Origin of the sequence: Pseudomonas sp. 34 E 7 (assembly GCF_900005715.1) — a bacterium.
Lineage (GTDB): Bacteria > Pseudomonadota > Gammaproteobacteria > Pseudomonadales > Pseudomonadaceae > Aquipseudomonas > Aquipseudomonas orientalis_A.
The window spans coordinates 1-16074 of sequence record NZ_CVTX01000043.1; the positions used below are offsets into that span (position 1 = coordinate 1).

A 16074-nucleotide genomic window follows, 5' to 3' on the forward strand; every position below is an offset into this window, starting at 1 on the left:
TCGGCCAGCGTGGTTTGACGGGGCGCTTAAGATCAAAAGCAGATCAAGATCAAGATCACGAGCGGCTCGCTTCGCATCGTGGTTACGGTTGGGCACTGCGTAGGTAGCCTATCGCAGGCATGTCAGCTGTCACGTTTAAGCCTCTGCAAATCCGAACGAACGTCCTCAAGTTGACACAGTCTGATATTAGGCCCGAGCACGGGTAGCCGCACAGACCTGCCAAGTCAATGAAATATTGGGATTTTCTGATGTGCGCAAAAAACGCCCGATCTGACTGCAGGCCTTGTAGTCCGTGGCTTTCAGCCATGAAAAAAGGCTCTGTTCACAAGGTTATCCACAATTTGTGTGGATAACCTTTCTGTCGTATGGAACTGGAGTGACACATGAAACCACCCTTCAATTTCACCCGCTTCCTGCCTATAGCCGCACGCTTGCTGGGGCGTGGCCGTTTGCCAACCCTGCTGTTTGCTGTCGCGGCCAAAGGCTCGAGCCAGGGCAATCGGTTGGGCCAGCTCAAGGATGACCTCAAGCTGCTTCAGGCCCTGTGCCTGGCTTACTGGCGCGGCGAGTATCGGGCGATCAGCCCCAAGGCGCTGATTTCGGTGGTGGCGGGGCTGATGTACTTCGTCAGTCCGATTGACGCGATTCCGGATTTTATTCCCATGTTCGGTATGTTCGACGACATCGCCGTGCTGGCCTGGGTCATGAAGACCCTGAGCGGGGAGCTCAGCGCGTTTCGCGCCTGGCGCGATGCGCAACGCCCGGAAAAGCTGGCCGTGGTCGAACGTCTTCCGGCCACACCCGAGCTGCTCGCCCAGGAAAACCCACAAAAAAACTGATGCTTTGGGCTATCCCCTGCGACCTCCGTGGCTGTTAGGATTACACTTCCAAGGAAGGAGTAAGGAAATTACTTACTTGGTAAGTGTTTTTATCCTACGGGGCAGTCATGGATATCCAGATCATTTCACGTAATGGCGAACCCGAATATGCGGTGTTGCCATGGGACCAGTACCAGGCGCTGCTGAAAGCGGCCGGTCAGCAACAGCCCACACTGGCTTCTTCCCCCGCCACACCGATTACTCCCGACCAGGACGTGCACCCGCTCGCAGCCCTGCGCGGCCTGCGTGAAGCCAAGGGCCTGGCGATCGAAACCCTGGCGCGCACAGTGGGTATCAGCCCCTCGTATCTTGGTTTGATCGAAAGGGGTGAACGACAGCCGGATGCCGCCATTCGCCGCAGCCTGGCCTGGGAATTGGGCGTTGCAGGTTGGAGGGATGAATCTTGAGCCTACGTATCAGCCGTCAACATTGGGATGGCTTACTCAACGAACTGGACCAGGCGCGCCGTCAGCGCCATCTGCTGACCTACCGTGCGCTGCTTGAGCGCCTGCAATTCCCGACGCCGGCGATGCAGACCCTGGCCGCCGCCCTGGAGCACCTGGCGGCGCTGGACGCCAAGGCCGAGCAGCCGCTGCGCAGTTCCCTGGTGATCAGCCAGGGTGCCAGCCGCCTGCCGCGCACCGGGTTCTTTGAATGCGTGGAGCGCCTGGGGCGTTTCAGCGGGCCCTCCGACGGTGTGGCCGCCGCTTCCTGGCACGCTTCGGAGGTGGTGCGGGTGTTCGAGTACGAATATCCCGAATCCGCCGAGGCTTAAGCCGGCAGCAGGTCCAGGCTGTCGATCACATGGATGCTGTAACCGGCGATGTCCTTGGCCTGGTGCTTGGCCTGCGACGCCAGCTCCGCCAACTGGCTGGCATCGAGTTGTGCACAGGCCTGTGGATACAAATGCACCACGCCAATCGACAGTGAAAGCAAGGGGAATTCCTGGCGCACGCCCTGGCGGTTGAGTGCGGTGAAGCAGCCGGCGTCGAGGTGCTCGGCGCGGTAGAAACGTCGGCATTGGGTGTGAAAGTCGTCCAGCAGTTGATTGAGCCGTTTGCGCCAGTCCTGTGGGCCCAGCACCAGCAGAAAGTCATCACCACCGATGTGCCCGACAAAGTCGCGGCTGGGATCGACCCGGTCGTTCAGGCACTGCGCCAGGCACAACAGCACCTCATCCCCGCGCCCATAACCATAGATATCGTTGAACGGCTTGAAGCTGTCGATATCCACATAGCAGATCACCGACTCACGCTGTTGCTGCAGCAGGCGCGTCAGGCACTGCTGGATCGGCACGTTGCCCGGTAGCAGCGTGAGCGGGTTGGCGTAGCGCGCCTGCTGGATTTTCAGTTCGGTGATCAGTTTGAGCACATCGATGACCCGTCCCAGGCCCAGGTAGTCGCCATTCAATGTAATGATGAAATCTTCTTCGATGCGTTGCCGCGCGCGGCTGGTGAGCAAGCGGCTGACCTGTTGCAGGGACTGGCTCAACTCCACGGCCAGGAAGTCATCGCTCATCAGGCGGCTGATCGGCTTGCGGGCGAACAGGTCGGTCGCGAAGGGTTTGAGCAGCGCGTCCGACAGCGAGTGTCGATGCACGATACCCACCGGGTGGTCGCGGGCATCGAGCACCGCCAGTGAGTTCAGGTTGGCCTGGCGACGGAATGCTTCGAGCACCTGGGCGGTTGCCGTGTCTTGATCCACCGCCGGCTGTTCAATGAGCAGCGCGCTGAGGTCACTGGCTTCTTCATTCAGGGCGATATTGGCGTGGTCCGGCTTGGGCAGCATCAAGCGTGCTTCCTGCGGTGGATGCTCCTGAGGCCGGCAGAGCAGGTAGCCCTGGACCAGGTCCACGCCCATTTCCGTCAACACCGCCAACTCTTCCGGCAGTTCAATGCCTTCGGCGATCACCTGGGCCCGGGAGGCCTTGGCGATCTGCATGATCGAGCCGACAAATTCGCGTTTGAGCGCGTCCTGGTGGATGCCGTCGATAAAGTGGCGGTCGATCTTCACATAATCCGGGCGTAGCTCCGACCATAACCGCAGGCTGGAGTAACCGGCGCCCAGGTCATCCAGGGCAATGGCAAAGCCCATGTCGCGATAGTGATGTAACGCGGTCTGCAACAGCTTGAAATCATCGGTGGGCGTCTGCTCGGTGAGTTCGATCACCACCTGGCTGGGGGGAATACCGAACTCGCGCAGCAATTGCAGGGTGCGCCCCGGTTGGTGCGCCGTCTCCACCAGGGATTCCGGTGAGATATTGAGAAACAGCTTGCCCGGCAGCTTCTGCTCGCTGAAGCGCCGGCAGGCACTCTCACGGCAGGCCATTTCCAGTTCGCTCAGGCGCCCGGCATGGCTGGCGATGGAGAACAGGGCGACGGGGGAGTGCAACGGGCTGTTGGACGGGCCGCGACTGAGGGCCTCGTAGCCGAGGATGCGGCGTTCAGACAGGCAAATGATCGGTTGGAACAGGCTGTGCAAACTGCGTTGAGCCAGGATAGAGCCCAATGCATCCAGCTGTTCGGTCATGGTCATGGCACTCTCGGTCGAAAAAAAAGGACCGCAGGCTTGAAACCTGCGGTCCTTATATTTCACGACAGAATGATGTCTATATGATGACACTCCAGGGAGCAATCACATTAAATTGACATCATTTACTGCTTGGCTACCTGCTTGGTGATTTTCAGGTAGTCCAGCAGGATGCGACCGGTCTCGGCCAGATAGGCGTCGTCTTCCGGCTTGGTTTTTTCCGCCTCGGTCGGCAGCGCATCTTCATCTTCTTTCTTCAGTTCCTTGAGCGGGTCCTCGCCCTTGGCCTTGCGGCGCACGTTTTCCAGCACCAGTTGTTGATTCTCGATGTCGGCGTGCTGCTTGCGACGGTCCGCTTCGTTGAGGCTGACGGTTTTCTCTTCCATCAACTTCTTGGCCAGGGCCAGCTTGTCGCGGATGAAGACGAACTCGGCGTCCTTGGCGGAGCGCGTGTCGTGGTCAGCTTTCAGCTGTGCCAGGAACGGCTTGAACGGGTCGGATGCCGGCTTGATCGCAGGGCGGATGGTGTCCCACGGCATGGCTTCGGGCAGGGCGCTCTCGCCGATTTCCTTGGTGTCGATGATCGACGGGAAGTCGATGTCCGGCAGTACGCCCTGATGCTGGGTGCTCTGCCCGGAAACCCGGTAGAACTTGGCCAGGGTCAGCTTGAGTTCGCCGTGGTTCAGCGGCTGGATGGTCTGCACGGTGCCTTTGCCGAAGGTCTGGCCACCGATGATCAGCGCACGGTGGTAGTCCTGCATGGCGCCGGCGAAGATCTCCGAGGCCGAGGCCGAGAGACGGTTGACCAGCAACGCCATCGGGCCTTTGTAGAAGGCGCCCGGGTTCTCGTCTTCGAGTACGTCGACACGGCCGTCGGCATTGCGCACCAACACGGTCGGGCCCTTGTCGATGAACAGGCTGGTCAGCTCGGTGGCTTCCTGCAGGGAACCGCCGCCGTTGTTGCGCAGGTCGATGACCACGCCGTCGACTTTTTCCTTCTGCAGCTCAGTCAGGATTTTCTTCACGTCGCGGGTGGTGGACTTGTAGTCCGGGTCACCGGCGCGGAAGGCCTTGAAGTCCAGGTAGAAGGCCGGGATTTCAATCACGCCCAGCTTGTAGTCCTTGCCATCCTGCTTGAGGTTGAGGACTTTCTTCTGCACGGCCTGGTCTTCGAGCTTCACCGCTTCACGGGTGATGGACACGATCTTGCTGGTCTGGTCGTTGGGTGCATTGGTGTGCGGAATCACTTCCAGGCGCACCACGCTGCCCTTGGGCCCGCGGATCAGCTTGACCACTTCGTCCAGGCGCCAGCCGACCACGTCGACCATCTCTTTGTCGGCCTGGGCCACGCCGATGATCTTGTCGGCCGGGGCGACCTGCTTGGTCTTGTCCGCCGGACCTGCCGGCACCAGGCGCACGATCTTGACCTGGTCATTGTCGCTTTGCAGGACGGCACCGATGCCTTCCAGGGACAGACTCATGTTGATATCAAAATTTTCCGCGTTATCTGGCGACAGATAATTGGTGTGCGGGTCGTAGGACATCGCGAAAGTGTTGATGTAAGCCTGGAAGATGTCTTCGGCACGGGTCTGGTCCAGGCGCGCCAGCTGATTCTTGTAGCGCTTGGTCAACAGCTCCTGGATGGCCTTGGGCTCTTTGCCGGCGATCTTCAGGCGCAGCACTTCGTCCTTGACGCGTTTGCGCCACAGGTCGTCGAGTGCGGCGGTGCTGGTCAGCCAAGGGGCGTCCTTGCGGTCCACCAGAAGGGTTTCCTTCTCGGTGAAGTCGAGCTTGTCGATGCCTTTGTTCAACTCACCCAGGGCGAAGTCCAGACGCGCTTTGACGCGGTCCAGGTAACGCTTGTAGATGGTGAACCCGGGCTGCAGGTCGCCGCTTTTGAGGAGGTCGTCGAACTGGGTCTTCCACTTGTCGAACTCAGTGATATCACTGGCCAGGAAGTAACTGCGCGACGGGTCCAGCAGCTTGAGGTAGCTGTCGTAGATGATCACCGAGCGTGCGTCGTCCAGCGGCGGCTTGCTGTAGTGATGGCGCTTGAGCAACTCGACGACGTTAAGGCTGGCAATCACCTCATCGCGATCAGGCTGAAGGTTGTCCCAGCTATTGGCTGCGAACGTATTGGTCGACATCGACGCGAAGCCGAGACCAATGAAAAAAGCGAGGGCGGTGCTGGGGAACAGATGCTTCATGCTGATTCGACGCGGGGGCAATTGATAACGCATATTAGGCCGTCTTTGAGGGAGCCGGTTCCATATGGTCCGGTCGCATAATGCAAAAAGCCCGACGCTACTGCAACGGGCTCAGTCCGGACTCACTATGGAGGCACTGTGAGAGCATTGCAAGGCGTCGAGGGTCATGTCGAGCGGTGTAAGAGCTCGGTCCTACCTGCAATGTAGGTCAAGTTCGCGTTCGCGTGTTGGAAGCGGGCGCTCATCGTGTTGAATATTCCGGAGTTGTAATAGGGCCTATGTAGGAGGGGGCTTGCCCCCGATAGCGGTATGTCAGTGAAGAATGTTTCATCTGATCCACCGCCATCGGGGGCAAGCCCCCTCCCACATGGGGATCTTCTGCAGGGAGATCTTGGTAGGTTCAGGCCCAATGGTGAATCGGCCAGCCCGCCTGTTCGGCGTGGGCCCGCAATACCGGGTCGGGGTTGACCGCCTGTGGGTGATCCACCTTCAGCAATAACGGCAGGTCATTGCGCGAATCCGAGTAGAAACAGGCACCTTCCAGGGTTTCGTCTTCCTGCTCAAGCCATTGCAGCAAGCGCGTGATCTTGCCTTCGCGGTAAGTCAGCACGCCCTCGGTCTTGCCGCTGTACACCCCGTGGCTGACCTCCAGCTCGATGCCCAGCACTTCGTCGATGCCGATGCGCGCCGCAATCGGCGTGACCAGGTGCGTGCCCGAAGCGGAAATCACCAGGATCCGGTCACCATTGGCGCGGTGTCGGGCGATGGTTTTGGTCGCGTCGCTGTAGATCAGCGGCTCGATCACGTCCTCGACCCAGGGTTCCACCAGGTGTTCGATCTCTTGCGGGGTGCGGCCGATCATCGGCTCCAGGCTGAAATCCATGAAGTCCTCCATGCGCAGCTCGCCTCGGCCGTAGGCCGCCATCAGCTCGTCGTTCCTGCGCATGAATGACTCAGGGTCGACCCAGCCCAGACGGCCCATCTGCGCGCTCCACAAGGTGGCGCAGTCGCCATGGATCAGGGTGTCGTCCAGATCAAAAATTACCAATGCCATCCGAAATGCTCTCTCATTCAGTCGTTGCCCGTCAGGCTACTTCACACAGCGCGCTGGGGTCGATGGAAAGTGCCAGGCGCTGGCCGTCCGGATGCAGATCGTCGGCAGAGCGGTTCAGCACATCCACCACCAACTCCACGCCACGGGCTTCGATACGATAGCGAATCACGTTGCCCAGCAGGCTGTGGCTGCGCACCAGCGCGTCAAGGTCGCCGTTACGGCTCAGTTCGATGGCTTCGGGGCGGATCGCGATGCGCCCACTGATCGGCCGTTGCAGCAGTTGGCTGGCCTTGTCGGCATCCAGCAGGTTGTAGTTGCCGATAAACCCGGCGGCGAACACATCCACCGGCGCAGTGTAGAGGGTCTCGGCATCGCCGCTCTGTACGATTCTGCCCTGATTCATCAGGAAGATGCGGTCCGACATGGTCAGGGCTTCCTCCTGGTCATGGGTGACGAAAATGGTGGTCAAGCCGAGTTCGCGCTGGATCTGGCGGATCTGCTCGCGCAGGTGCTTGCGAATCCGTGCATCCAGCGCCGACAGCGGTTCATCCAGCAGCAACAGGCGCGGGCGGGTCACCAGTGAGCGGGCGAGGGCGACGCGCTGGCACTGGCCGCCGGACATCTGGTGCGGATAACGACCGGCCAGGTCCTTGAGCTCGACCAATTGCAGGACCTCCTGGACCCGCTTGTGACGGTCGTCGGCGTTGACTTTCTGCATGCGCAGGCCGAAGGCGACGTTCTGTTCCACGGTCATGTTGGGAAACAGCGCGTAGCTCTGGAACACCATGCCGATATGCCGTTTCTGCGGGCTTAGCGGGACGATGTCCTGGCCATCGAGCAGAATTTTCCCACTGTCCACCGAGGTCAGCCCGGCGATGCAGCGCAGCAAGGTCGACTTGCCGCAACCGGACGGGCCGAGCAGGGTGACAAATTCGCCCTTGGCGATTTCGCAATTGATATCACTGAATACCGGGGTGCCGGTATAGCTCTTTTGCAGGTGTTGGACGCTGACGAAGCTCATTGGCTTTTGTCCTTGTTCAAGATATTGGCGGCCCAGGTCAGCACCAGCACAAAGAAGAAATAGGAGATCACGACGGCACTGGTGAAGTGGCCGCTGCTGTTGCGCATGTTGTTGAGGTACACCTGCAGGGTTTCATAGCGGGTGCCGACCAGGATGTTGGCGAACACGAACTCACCGAACAGGAATGAGAACGACAGCAGCAGCGCCACCATCAGGCCTTTGCGCAGATTGGGCAGCACGACCAGGAACGCCGCTTGCCAGGTGCTGGCGCCGAGCAGCTGCGAGGCGTCCATGAGGTCGCGCAGATTGATCGCCTGCAGGTTGTTGGTGATTGCGCGGTACATGAACGGCAGCGCCACGGTGAAGTAGCAACCGATCAGAATCCACGGCGTACCCACCATCGCCAGCGGCCCGGACCCGTACAGTTGCAGCAGCCCCACCGACGACACCACCGGCGGCACCGCGAACGGCAGCAGGATCAGGATGTTCATCAGCGCATCCAGCCTGGGGAAGTGGTAATGCACCACGAACAGCAGCGGCAGGATCAGCACCACCGACAGGATCAGCGCGCCCACGCACACCAGCAGCGATTGCCCGAAGGCCATCAGGAAGCGCGGGTCGCTCCATAGCTGCACATACCATTTCAGGCTGAAGCCGGCAGGCAGGATGGTGGCCGACCAACTGCTGGAGATCGAATAGACAAAGGTGCCTGCCAGCGGCAGTACCAGAATCAGGAACAGCACGTACACCACCACCCGATGGTAGAGGGACGCCGGGCCGGCATCAGCGCGAGACATGGTAGCTCCTCTTGAGCAGCAGTTGATGGACCACCGTGACCACGGTCATCAGCGCCACCAGCACCACGGCCAGGGCGCTGGCCATGTTCGGGTCCAGTGACACGTCACCGGAAACCAGCCCCGCGATGCGGATCGGCAGCACGTTGAAGTTGCCGGTGGTAAGGGCGTACACGGTGGCATAGGCGCCAAGGGCGTTGGCCAGCAGAATCACGAACGTGCCGAGCAGGGCGGGGGTCAGGACCGGCAAGCCGATGTGCCGCCAGAACTGCCAGCCATTGGCGCCGAGCAGGGCGGCCGATTCGCGCCAGTCTTCGCGCAGTGCGTCAAAGGCCGGGTACAGCAGCAGGACGCCGAGGGGGATCTGGAAGTAGGTGTAGAGGAGGATCAAGCCGGTTTTGGAGTACAGGTTGAAGTCCTGGATGATCCCCGCCTGCTTGAGCATGATGGTAATGCTGCCGTTGAACCCCAGCAGGATGATGAACGCGAAGGCCAGGGGCACGCCGGCGAAGTTGCTGGTCATGTTGGCAAACGCCGTGACGAAATTGCGCAGCGGCGAATCGACCCGGCGCAGGGAGTAACTGCCCAGCGTGGCGATGATGATGCCGAAAACGCTGGAGTAGAAGCTGATCTCGAGGCTGAATTGGATCGCCTGCAGGTAGAACTTCGAACTGAAAATGCGCGTGAAGTTTTCCAGGCTCCAACCGCTGTCTTCGGTTTGCAGGCTGTTGATCAGCACCCAGGCCAACGGCGCGATCTGGAACACGATAAAGAACAGCGCGAAGGGCGCCAGGCACAGTAAGGCCAGCCATTTGCCGCGAACCATGCCACTCATTTGAGCAACTCCCGGCAGACCGGTTTGTCGTGGGGTACGCCGAGCAGTGCGCAGACGGTGCCGCACAGATCGGTCTGTTTCGGCGCGGCGGCGGCATCCAGGCTGAAGGCGTCGCCCAGTACAAACAGCGGCACTTCGCGCTCCTCCGGCAGCAGGCCGTTGTGGGAGCGGTCGTTGTTCATGCCGTGGTCGGCGGTGACCAGCACCTGGTAACCGGCGTCGAGCCAGCCTTGCAGGTAGTCGGCGAGAATAATATCGGCCGAGCGTGCGCTGTTGCGGTACTGCGCAGTGTCGAGGCCGTGCTTGTGACCGGCGTCGTCGATGTTCATCGGGTGCACCAGCAGAAAGTCCGGCGCGTGCTTGAGGCGCAGGCTTTCGGCGTCGGCAAACAGGTGGGAGTCCGGGTAGTGGTCATTCCAGTAGAAATGCCCATGCTGGATCGCCAGCGACGCATCGTCGGTATGACGATCACGGGCGGCGAGAAAGGGGGTGCGGTTATACAATTCGCTGACCCAATGGTAAGCCGCCGCTGCGGTGGTCAAGCCGGCACGGGTGGCGTAGTGGAAAATGCTGCGCTGGCTGGACAGGCGCGCGACGTTGTTGTGAACGATGCCGCTCTGGATCGGCGGCACACCGGTCAGGATGCATTCATACAACGGGCGGGACAGGGCGGGCAGTTCACATTCCAGTGTGTAGAAGGCTGCGCGTCCTGCGCCGACATAAGCCTGCAAGTGCCCCATGGCGTGCCGGGCGACCCCGGCGTTCAGGCCGTCGAGCACGACAAGGATGACAGGGTGCTTCATGGGGGCTGGGGCTCCGCGACAAGATTGGACTTCACTCGATTTCCCGCTGGAAACCGGATGCAAGTGTGGGAAGAGGCAAGCCCTGATGCCAGTCCGTTAAGCGTACACCGCCCTCTGTAGGAGCGAGCTTGCTCGCGAAAAACGTCAACGATAACGCGTGCTTTCTGGATGAACGCGGTGCCTGTGAATTTTTCGCGAGCAAGCTCGCTCCTACAAAAAGCCCTAACTGACTGGCATCAGGGCAAGCCCCCTCCCACATTGGATCTCCAGTGGATCTCCAATGTGGGCTTAAACCCTCACTTCATTTCTACAATCACCTGCTCGTTCCACAGTTGCGGCAGCTTCTTGGACGTCGCTTCCCAGGCATCGGCATCCTTGATCGGCTGCGGGTTGGCCTTGGTGTATTGCTCACCCGGGATCAGGTTTTTGGCGATGTCAGCCGGCAGTTTCAGGTCGGTCTCGGCGCGGATCGGACGGGCATTGCCTTTGGCCAGGTTGAGCTGGCCGGCATCGCTGAAGATGTATTCGCGCGTCAGCTTGGCGGCGTTCGGGTGCTTGGCGTACTTGTTGATGATGGTGGTGTAGCCGGACTTCACCGAGCCATCCGATGGGATCAGCACCACGTAGTCATCCGGGTTGGCCATCTTGGCCTTGTAGCTCAGGCCGTTGAAGTCCCAGACGATACCCACTTCGACTTCGCCTTTTTCCAGGGTGGCGATGGTCGGGTTGGACAGGCCTAGGCGACCTTGCTGGGCGATCTTGGTGAAGAACTGCAGGCCCGGTGCGATGTTTTTCTCGTCGCCCTTGTTGGCGATGGCGGCGGCGAGTACCGCGTTGGAGGCTTGGGCGGCGGTGCTTACGTCACCCACCGAGACCTTGTATTTGCCGGTTTGCAGGTCGGCCCAACTGGTCGGGACTTCGGAGCCGTGGAGCAGTTTCTTGTTGACGATAAACGCGATAGTGCCGGTGTAGGCCAGTGCCCAGTGGCCGTCTTTGTCCTTCGCCCAATCCGGTACCGAAGCCCAGGTGGAGGGTTTGTACGGCTGGGTCACTTCCTGCTTCACCGCGATGGGACCGAAGGCGGCGCCCACGTCGCCGATATCCGCGCTGGCATTGTCTTTTTCGGCCTTGAACTTGGCGATTTCCTGGGCCGAGCTCATGTCGGTGTCGATGTGCTTGAGGCCATGGATGCGGGCCAGGTCTTCCCAGGTGCCTTTCCAGTTGGCCCAGTCATCGGGCATGCCGACGCTGTTCACGGCGCCCTCGCTCTTGGCGGCGGCTTCCAAGGTTTTTAGATCGGTATCAGCGGCCATGGCGGCGGTGCACATGGCAATGGTCGAGCCTAACAGTGATGCCAGGAAAAGCTGTTTCATCCGAAGCTCCTTTGGGCGTTTATCACGCGGCGTTTTATCTGAACGTTGGCGAGGGTGTGGTCTAGGTCAGCAATACCTGAGCCAATCTAGGCCCGATGGATGACAGTTTCATGTCGATGTCGTTTTTGAAGCACGGGTGTCGCTGCGTTCAGACTTAGCGTAGACCATGCCCAAGGGCCCGCAGGCCATGGACTTGGCCGATGTATTGCAGGGTGTGGTGCGGGCAGCGACCTGCGTTGTCATCTGTCGGTCATCTGCAATGCCTAGGCTGGCAAGCAGCAGCACGAGCCCATCAAGAGCGCGTTTTATGCACCCGAACAGTGCTGGTCTAGTCCAGATAGGTAACGTTGATGCGTGACGAGGCAATCAAGGCGGTAACCTCCATCGGCCTGGCGCTGCAAGAGCAGATCGATCATGGCCTGTTGCCGCCTGCCAGCAAACTGCCCGCCGAACGCAAGCTCAGCGAGTTGTTTGGTACCACTCGGATTACCGTGCGCGAAGCTTTGTTACAGCTGGAGGCCCAAGGGCAGATCTATCGCGAGGAGCGCAGGGGCTGGTTCGTCTCGCCACCCCGGCTGGCCTATAACCTGATGCAACGCAGCCACTTTCACGCGATGGTCAGCGACCAGGGGCGTGTGGCGTCCACTGAGGTTATTTCGGCGCGCCTGCAACCGGCGTCGGCGGCGGTGTGTGCGTGGCTGCGGCTGCCGGCGTTGTCCAGCGTGATCCAGATTTGCCGGGCGCGCAGGATCGACGGGCGTCTGGTGCTGTACGTGGAGCACTACCTGAACCCCCACTATTTCCCGGACATCCTGGCGTGCGATTTGAATCAGTCGATGACCGAACTCTATGCGCGCAAGTACGACTTGCACTATGGGCGGGTGCGTTTCGAGATCGTGCCGACCTCATTGCCGGTGGAAGCCGCCGCTGCGTTGCGCGTATCGGTGGGCAGCCCGGGCTTGCGGATCGCCCGGGTCAACTATGACCAGCACCAGCGCTTGATCGATTGCGACCTGGAGTTCTGGCGCCATGATGCGATTCATGTGGGGGTGGACGTTAAGGCATCAGCGTCTTGATCACCTGATCCACATTGGTTTCCAGCTCTGTCACAGGATCGGCACCGTCTACATTCAACACCAGCAGGTTGGCGCCGCCGGCACTGACAGCCGCTTTCACCGCCTCACTTGGCTGGCGGTGGTGCAGCACCAGCGCCACTTCATTGTCCTTCAACTGCGCACTGAGCGTTTGCAGCGCCTCGGGCGTCCAGTCTGCATCCGGACGCGCATCGGTACCGAGCACTTCCAGGTTCAAGCTGCTGACCAGATAGGCGAAGTGATCGCTCAAGCTGACCACACTCAGATTATCGGCCCTGGCCAGGCGCGCCTCGCTGTCGGCGGTGAGCTTGAGCAGGCGTTGCTTGAGCGCGGCCAGGTTAGCGTCGATCTGCGCTTTGGCACCCGGCGCCAGGCGGCTCAGGTCGGCCGCCAACACATCGGCCATGCGTCCCATGTTGTTGCTCGACTGCCAGGGTTGGCTGTTCAAGCCATCGCTGACGCCCGGCTGCACGGCGATGCCCGGCAAACCGCCGTCCACCGGGCGCGCGGCGTCGACTTCGACAATACGGATGTTGCTGCGCCGCGCCACGGGGTAGAGCGGGTCATCGGCCCACAGCGAGCGCAGGCCGATGGCGGCATCGGCATCCTGGGCCAGTTGGCTCAGCGCCGACGCACCGCGCCCGGTGAAGTAGGACACTTGCCGCGAACCGGGCAAATTGGCGGGTGCCGCGCGTTCGAGCTGCACGTCGCAGCCTTTGAGCAGCACTTCAGCAAGGCCGTAGGTGATCGGCAACGACGCCAGCACCTTGACCGGTTTTACCGATTTGGCCTTGGTCAGCGCGGCATGGCCAAGGCCATGGTTGGCAACGAAGTCCCTGGTTTGAAAACCATCCACGACGGCGAGCGCCGAGGTGCTGAGCAAGCAGGCAATGGTCAGGGCCAGTGGGCGAAAGACAGGGCGCATTATCCAAGATTCCCTTTGAGGCTGGGCACTGTGCCGCGCGCGATGGCGGCGAGGGCGAAGGCGATGCCGGCAACCAGAATGATCGCGGCACCGGAGGGTACAGGCAGGTCGAAGATGATCGGCAGCAGGATGCCGCACAGGGTACTGACGGTAGCGATGGCCACCGAAACCCAGAAGAAGCCCTTGAGCGATTGGCTCAACAGCCGCGCCGCCGCCGCCGGAATGACCAGCAGGGCACCGACCAGGATTGCGCCGATCACCTTGACCGCCGCGACGGTGATCAGCGTCACCAGAATCACGAACAGATAGTCCAGGGTCTTCACCGCCACGCCGCGCACTGCCGCCAACTGCGGGTTGAAGCTGGCGAGCATGATGCGGTTGTACAGCGGCAGCGCCAGGGCCATCACCAGCGCACCGACCACCGCCAGCACCAGCAAGTCGTTGCCGTTGACCGTCAGCACCGAGCCAAACAGCACGTTTTCCAGGATGTGCACATTGATCTTGCCGGCCAGGGTCAACAGCAGGCTGGCGCCCAACGCCAGGGACACCGACAGGAACACGCCGATCAGCGTATCCGGCGCCAGGCCGGTGCGGTTGCGCAGGTAATTGAGCAGGATGCCGAACAGCAGGCAATAGCCGAACAGGCTGCCGTAGGGCCCGGTGTAGGGTTCACCGAGCAGGATGCCCACGGCCACGCCGGTCAGGGCGGCATGGCCGACCGCTTCGGAGAAAAACGCAAAGCGCTTGACCACCACCAGCGTGCCCAGTCCGCCCAGCACCGGGCCGATCAGCAACCCGGCGAGCAGCGCGTTGACCACAAAACCATAGGCCAGCGCCTCCGGCAAATAGCCGGAAGAGGCCCAGCCCTGGACCATCAAGCGAAACGCTTCATAACTCATTGCGCCGGGCTCCGAGGGTGAGTGGAAAACAGGCTCAGCAGGCGATCCGGGGTCAGCGCTTCCCGGGGCGTGGCGTCGAACAGCACGCGGCGGTTCAGGCCGGTGACACGGTCGGCCAGACGGCCAACGGCTTCCAGGTCATGCTCGACCCACAGCACGGTGATCCCGGCCAGTCGCCAGTCCCTGAGCAAGCGTTCGAACACCTGGATACCGGCTTCGTCCAGCGCCGACATCGGCTCATCCAGCACCAGCAATTGCGGCGCCGGAATCAGGCCCTGGGCCAGCAGCACACGCTGGCGCTCGCCACCGGACAGCGCGCCCATGCGCCGCTTGCGCTTGTCCTGCATGCCGACCCGTTCCAGCGCCTCGCCAATCGCACCGGCGTAGTGCCGGGACAGGCCAAGAAACGCCGGCCGCCGCTGGCACATGGCAGCCATGAAATCATCCACCGTCATCGGCAACCCCCGGTCGAACTCCAGGGCCTGGGGCACATAGCCGATGGTGCCGGGCGTGGTCGGCCATGCCAGGCTCAATCGGCCCTGATGCGGCGTTTGTCCCAGCAGGGTCTTGATCAGTGAACTCTTGCCGCCGCCATTCGGGCCGACCAGCGCGTGGATGCTGCCGGGCTGAACCTGGAAACTCACGCCATCGAGAATCACGGTACGGCCCAAGGTCAGCGCGACGTTGTCGAAGTCCAGCGTCGGGCCGTTGCTCACAATGTTCAGGTGTTCTGCCGCCGTCATGTTCCCGACTCCTGGATCGCCCGGACCACGGTATTGAGGTTGCCGGTCATTTCCACTTCGTACTTCTGGGCGCTGTATTCGCCGTAGGAAATATGCGACAGCGGATACAGCTTGACCCCGGATTCACGCTGGATCGTATCGACATAGGTGGACGGGAAATCCATTTCCGAGAAGATCACTTTCACGTCCAGGGCGCGCAGTTCATCGATGGTTTTCTTCAGCTGGCTGGGGCTCGGTTCGATGCCGTGGGCCGGTTCGACCACGGCGGTGACTTCCAGGCCGAACTCGCGCAGCAGGTAGTCGTAGGCCGCGTGCACCGTGGCTACGCGCAGGTCCGGGTTGGGTGCGCTGGTCAGCTTGGCCAGGGCGTCGGCGCGCATCTGGCGCAGACGCTTGCCGTAGGCGCGGGCGTTCTGGGTGTAGGCCTTGGCGTTGTCCGGGTCCAGCCTGCCCAACTCGCGGGCGATGTTATTGACCTGGGCAATCGACGCGCTGATCGACAGGAACGTGTGCGGGTTGACCACCTTGCCCGCACCGCGCGCGGCGTTGCCGGTGGCGGCCAGCAGCGGCACATTGGCGTTGGCTTCGATCACCGGGATATCCGGGCGCTCGCTGGTGGCGATCATGCGATCGGCGAAGTCGTCATGCCCCACGCCATTGAGCACGATCACGTCCAGGGTGCCGATGCGCTTGATGTCTTCGGCGCGCGGCTCGTAGGCATGGGGGTTGAAGCCCGCCGGAATCAGCGGCACCACGTCGGCCTTGTCGCCGACGATGTTGGCCACGTAGCTGTAGTAAGGATGCAAGGTGATACCGATGCGCAGGCGTTTGCTCGCTTCGGCATTCGCCAGGGGAGCGAGGACCAGGCTGAACAGGCCAACCAGCAACAGGCGCAACAGGGGAGATGAAATGGACATGG

Annotated in this window: 16 protein-coding genes; 4 read left to right on the plus strand and 12 right to left on the minus strand. The window is 61.3% G+C overall.

From position 1 onward, the window contains the following. Positions 1-383: 383 nt before the first annotated feature. From BFP96_RS01495 to BFP96_RS01505, 3 genes are all read left to right on the plus strand, one after another. Entirely contained in the window at positions 384-839 is a 456-nt protein-coding gene (locus BFP96_RS01495; RefSeq protein ID WP_065891625.1) for a YkvA family protein, read from the plus strand. Between the two features lie 107 nt (positions 840-946). After that, positions 947-1285 carry a helix-turn-helix domain-containing protein gene (locus BFP96_RS01500; RefSeq protein WP_065935453.1) on the plus strand — a complete coding sequence of 113 codons (339 nt, stop codon included), beginning with the start codon at positions 947-949 and terminating at the stop codon, positions 1283-1285. Next, positions 1282-1653 (plus strand): hypothetical protein, encoded by a 372-nt coding sequence (locus BFP96_RS01505; protein WP_005786715.1) that lies wholly within the window; start codon positions 1282-1284, stop codon positions 1651-1653. Before BFP96_RS01500 ends, BFP96_RS01505 begins: the two co-directional genes overlap by 4 nt. On the opposite strand, the gene BFP96_RS01510 is transcribed toward BFP96_RS01505, so the two are convergent. The 8 genes from BFP96_RS01510 to BFP96_RS01545 form a co-directional block, all read right to left on the minus strand. Continuing rightward, on the minus strand, positions 1650-3413 hold the full coding sequence (locus tag BFP96_RS01510; protein WP_065891626.1) for a bifunctional diguanylate cyclase/phosphodiesterase: 1764 nt from the start codon (positions 3411-3413) through the stop codon (positions 1650-1652). The two genes, BFP96_RS01505 and BFP96_RS01510, sit on opposite strands and share 4 nt — an antisense overlap. A 119-nt stretch (positions 3414-3532) precedes the next feature. Then, on the minus strand, positions 3533-5614 hold the full coding sequence (locus BFP96_RS01515) for a carboxy terminal-processing peptidase (RefSeq protein ID WP_240995381.1): 2082 nt from the start codon (positions 5612-5614) through the stop codon (positions 3533-3535). A 400-nt stretch (positions 5615-6014) separates the two neighbouring features. After that, a complete protein-coding gene (locus tag BFP96_RS01520; RefSeq protein ID WP_065935454.1) occupies positions 6015-6668 on the minus strand; it encodes an HAD family hydrolase in 654 nt (217 codons plus the stop codon). Positions 6669-6699: 31 nt separating this feature from the next. Next, positions 6700-7689 (minus strand): ABC transporter ATP-binding protein, encoded by a 990-nt coding sequence (locus tag BFP96_RS01525; protein ID WP_065891628.1) that lies wholly within the window; start codon positions 7687-7689, stop codon positions 6700-6702. Further along, complete coding sequence (locus BFP96_RS01530) at positions 7686-8486, minus strand: ABC transporter permease (protein WP_065895926.1); 801 nt, start codon at positions 8484-8486, stop codon at positions 7686-7688. The genes BFP96_RS01525 and BFP96_RS01530 overlap by 4 nt, the downstream gene beginning before the upstream one ends. Then, positions 8473-9318: an ABC transporter permease gene (locus BFP96_RS01535; protein ID WP_065888221.1), complete on the minus strand. Its 846-nt coding sequence runs from the start codon at positions 9316-9318 to the stop codon at positions 8473-8475. The genes BFP96_RS01530 and BFP96_RS01535 overlap by 14 nt, the downstream gene beginning before the upstream one ends. After that, positions 9315-10121 carry an alkaline phosphatase family protein gene (locus BFP96_RS01540; RefSeq protein ID WP_065895925.1) on the minus strand — a complete coding sequence of 269 codons (807 nt, stop codon included), beginning with the start codon at positions 10119-10121 and terminating at the stop codon, positions 9315-9317. Before BFP96_RS01540 ends, BFP96_RS01535 begins: the two co-directional genes overlap by 4 nt. 296 nt (positions 10122-10417) lie before the next feature. Next, positions 10418-11494, minus strand: a complete 1077-nt coding sequence (locus BFP96_RS01545; RefSeq protein ID WP_065895924.1) for an ABC transporter substrate-binding protein — start codon at positions 11492-11494, stop codon at positions 10418-10420. A 350-nt stretch (positions 11495-11844) separates the two neighbouring features. On the opposite strand from BFP96_RS01545, the gene BFP96_RS01550 reads away from it, so the two are divergent. After that, positions 11845-12570, plus strand: coding sequence for a UTRA domain-containing protein (locus BFP96_RS01550; protein ID WP_065888224.1), 726 nt, complete (start codon positions 11845-11847; stop codon positions 12568-12570). Here the strand turns inward: BFP96_RS01550 and BFP96_RS01555 are convergent. From BFP96_RS01555 to BFP96_RS01570, 4 genes are read right to left on the minus strand one after another with little or no spacing between them, the layout of a single operon-like run. Next, positions 12551-13513, minus strand: coding sequence for a metal ABC transporter solute-binding protein, Zn/Mn family (locus tag BFP96_RS01555; protein ID WP_065935455.1), 963 nt, complete (start codon positions 13511-13513; stop codon positions 12551-12553). The genes BFP96_RS01550 and BFP96_RS01555 overlap by 20 nt on opposite strands. Next, positions 13513-14412: a metal ABC transporter permease gene (locus BFP96_RS01560; RefSeq protein ID WP_065895922.1), complete on the minus strand. Its 900-nt coding sequence runs from the start codon at positions 14410-14412 to the stop codon at positions 13513-13515. The genes BFP96_RS01555 and BFP96_RS01560 overlap by 1 nt, the downstream gene beginning before the upstream one ends. Beyond that, positions 14409-15155 (minus strand): metal ABC transporter ATP-binding protein, encoded by a 747-nt coding sequence (locus BFP96_RS01565; RefSeq protein ID WP_065935456.1) that lies wholly within the window; start codon positions 15153-15155, stop codon positions 14409-14411. The genes BFP96_RS01560 and BFP96_RS01565 overlap by 4 nt, the downstream gene beginning before the upstream one ends. Continuing rightward, positions 15152-16072, minus strand: coding sequence for a metal ABC transporter substrate-binding protein (locus tag BFP96_RS01570; RefSeq protein WP_065935457.1), 921 nt, complete (start codon positions 16070-16072; stop codon positions 15152-15154). Before BFP96_RS01570 ends, BFP96_RS01565 begins: the two co-directional genes overlap by 4 nt. Positions 16073-16074: the final 2 nt, after the last annotated feature.

Bases quoted from the DNA above. Each gene is read 5' to 3' on its own strand.
- BFP96_RS01570 (WP_065935457.1), bottom strand. From the start codon at position 16,072: ATGTCCATTTCATCTCCCCTGTTGCGCCTGTTGCTGGTTGGCCTGTTC.
- BFP96_RS01535 (WP_065888221.1), bottom strand. From the start codon at position 9,318: ATGAGTGGCATGGTTCGCGGCAAATGGCTGGCCTTACTGTGCCTGGCG.
- BFP96_RS01525 (WP_065891628.1), bottom strand. From the start codon at position 7,689: ATGAGCTTCGTCAGCGTCCAACACCTGCAAAAGAGCTATACCGGCACC.
- BFP96_RS01500 (WP_065935453.1), top strand. From the start codon at position 947: ATGGATATCCAGATCATTTCACGTAATGGCGAACCCGAATATGCGGTG.
- BFP96_RS01530 (WP_065895926.1), bottom strand. From the start codon at position 8,486: ATGTCTCGCGCTGATGCCGGCCCGGCGTCCCTCTACCATCGGGTGGTG.
- BFP96_RS01545 (WP_065895924.1), bottom strand. From the start codon at position 11,494: ATGAAACAGCTTTTCCTGGCATCACTGTTAGGCTCGACCATTGCCATG.
- BFP96_RS01565 (WP_065935456.1), bottom strand. From the start codon at position 15,155: ATGACGGCGGCAGAACACCTGAACATTGTGAGCAACGGCCCGACGCTG.
- BFP96_RS01510 (WP_065891626.1), bottom strand. From the start codon at position 3,413: ATGACCATGACCGAACAGCTGGATGCATTGGGCTCTATCCTGGCTCAA.
- BFP96_RS01520 (WP_065935454.1), bottom strand. From the start codon at position 6,668: ATGGCATTGGTAATTTTTGATCTGGACGACACCCTGATCCATGGCGAC.
- BFP96_RS01555 (WP_065935455.1), bottom strand. From the start codon at position 13,513: ATGCGCCCTGTCTTTCGCCCACTGGCCCTGACCATTGCCTGCTTGCTC.
- BFP96_RS01515 (WP_240995381.1), bottom strand. From the start codon at position 5,614: ATGAAGCATCTGTTCCCCAGCACCGCCCTCGCTTTTTTCATTGGTCTC.
- BFP96_RS01540 (WP_065895925.1), bottom strand. From the start codon at position 10,121: ATGAAGCACCCTGTCATCCTTGTCGTGCTCGACGGCCTGAACGCCGGG.
- BFP96_RS01550 (WP_065888224.1), top strand. From the start codon at position 11,845: ATGCGTGACGAGGCAATCAAGGCGGTAACCTCCATCGGCCTGGCGCTG.
- BFP96_RS01495 (WP_065891625.1), top strand. From the start codon at position 384: ATGAAACCACCCTTCAATTTCACCCGCTTCCTGCCTATAGCCGCACGC.
- BFP96_RS01560 (WP_065895922.1), bottom strand. From the start codon at position 14,412: ATGAGTTATGAAGCGTTTCGCTTGATGGTCCAGGGCTGGGCCTCTTCC.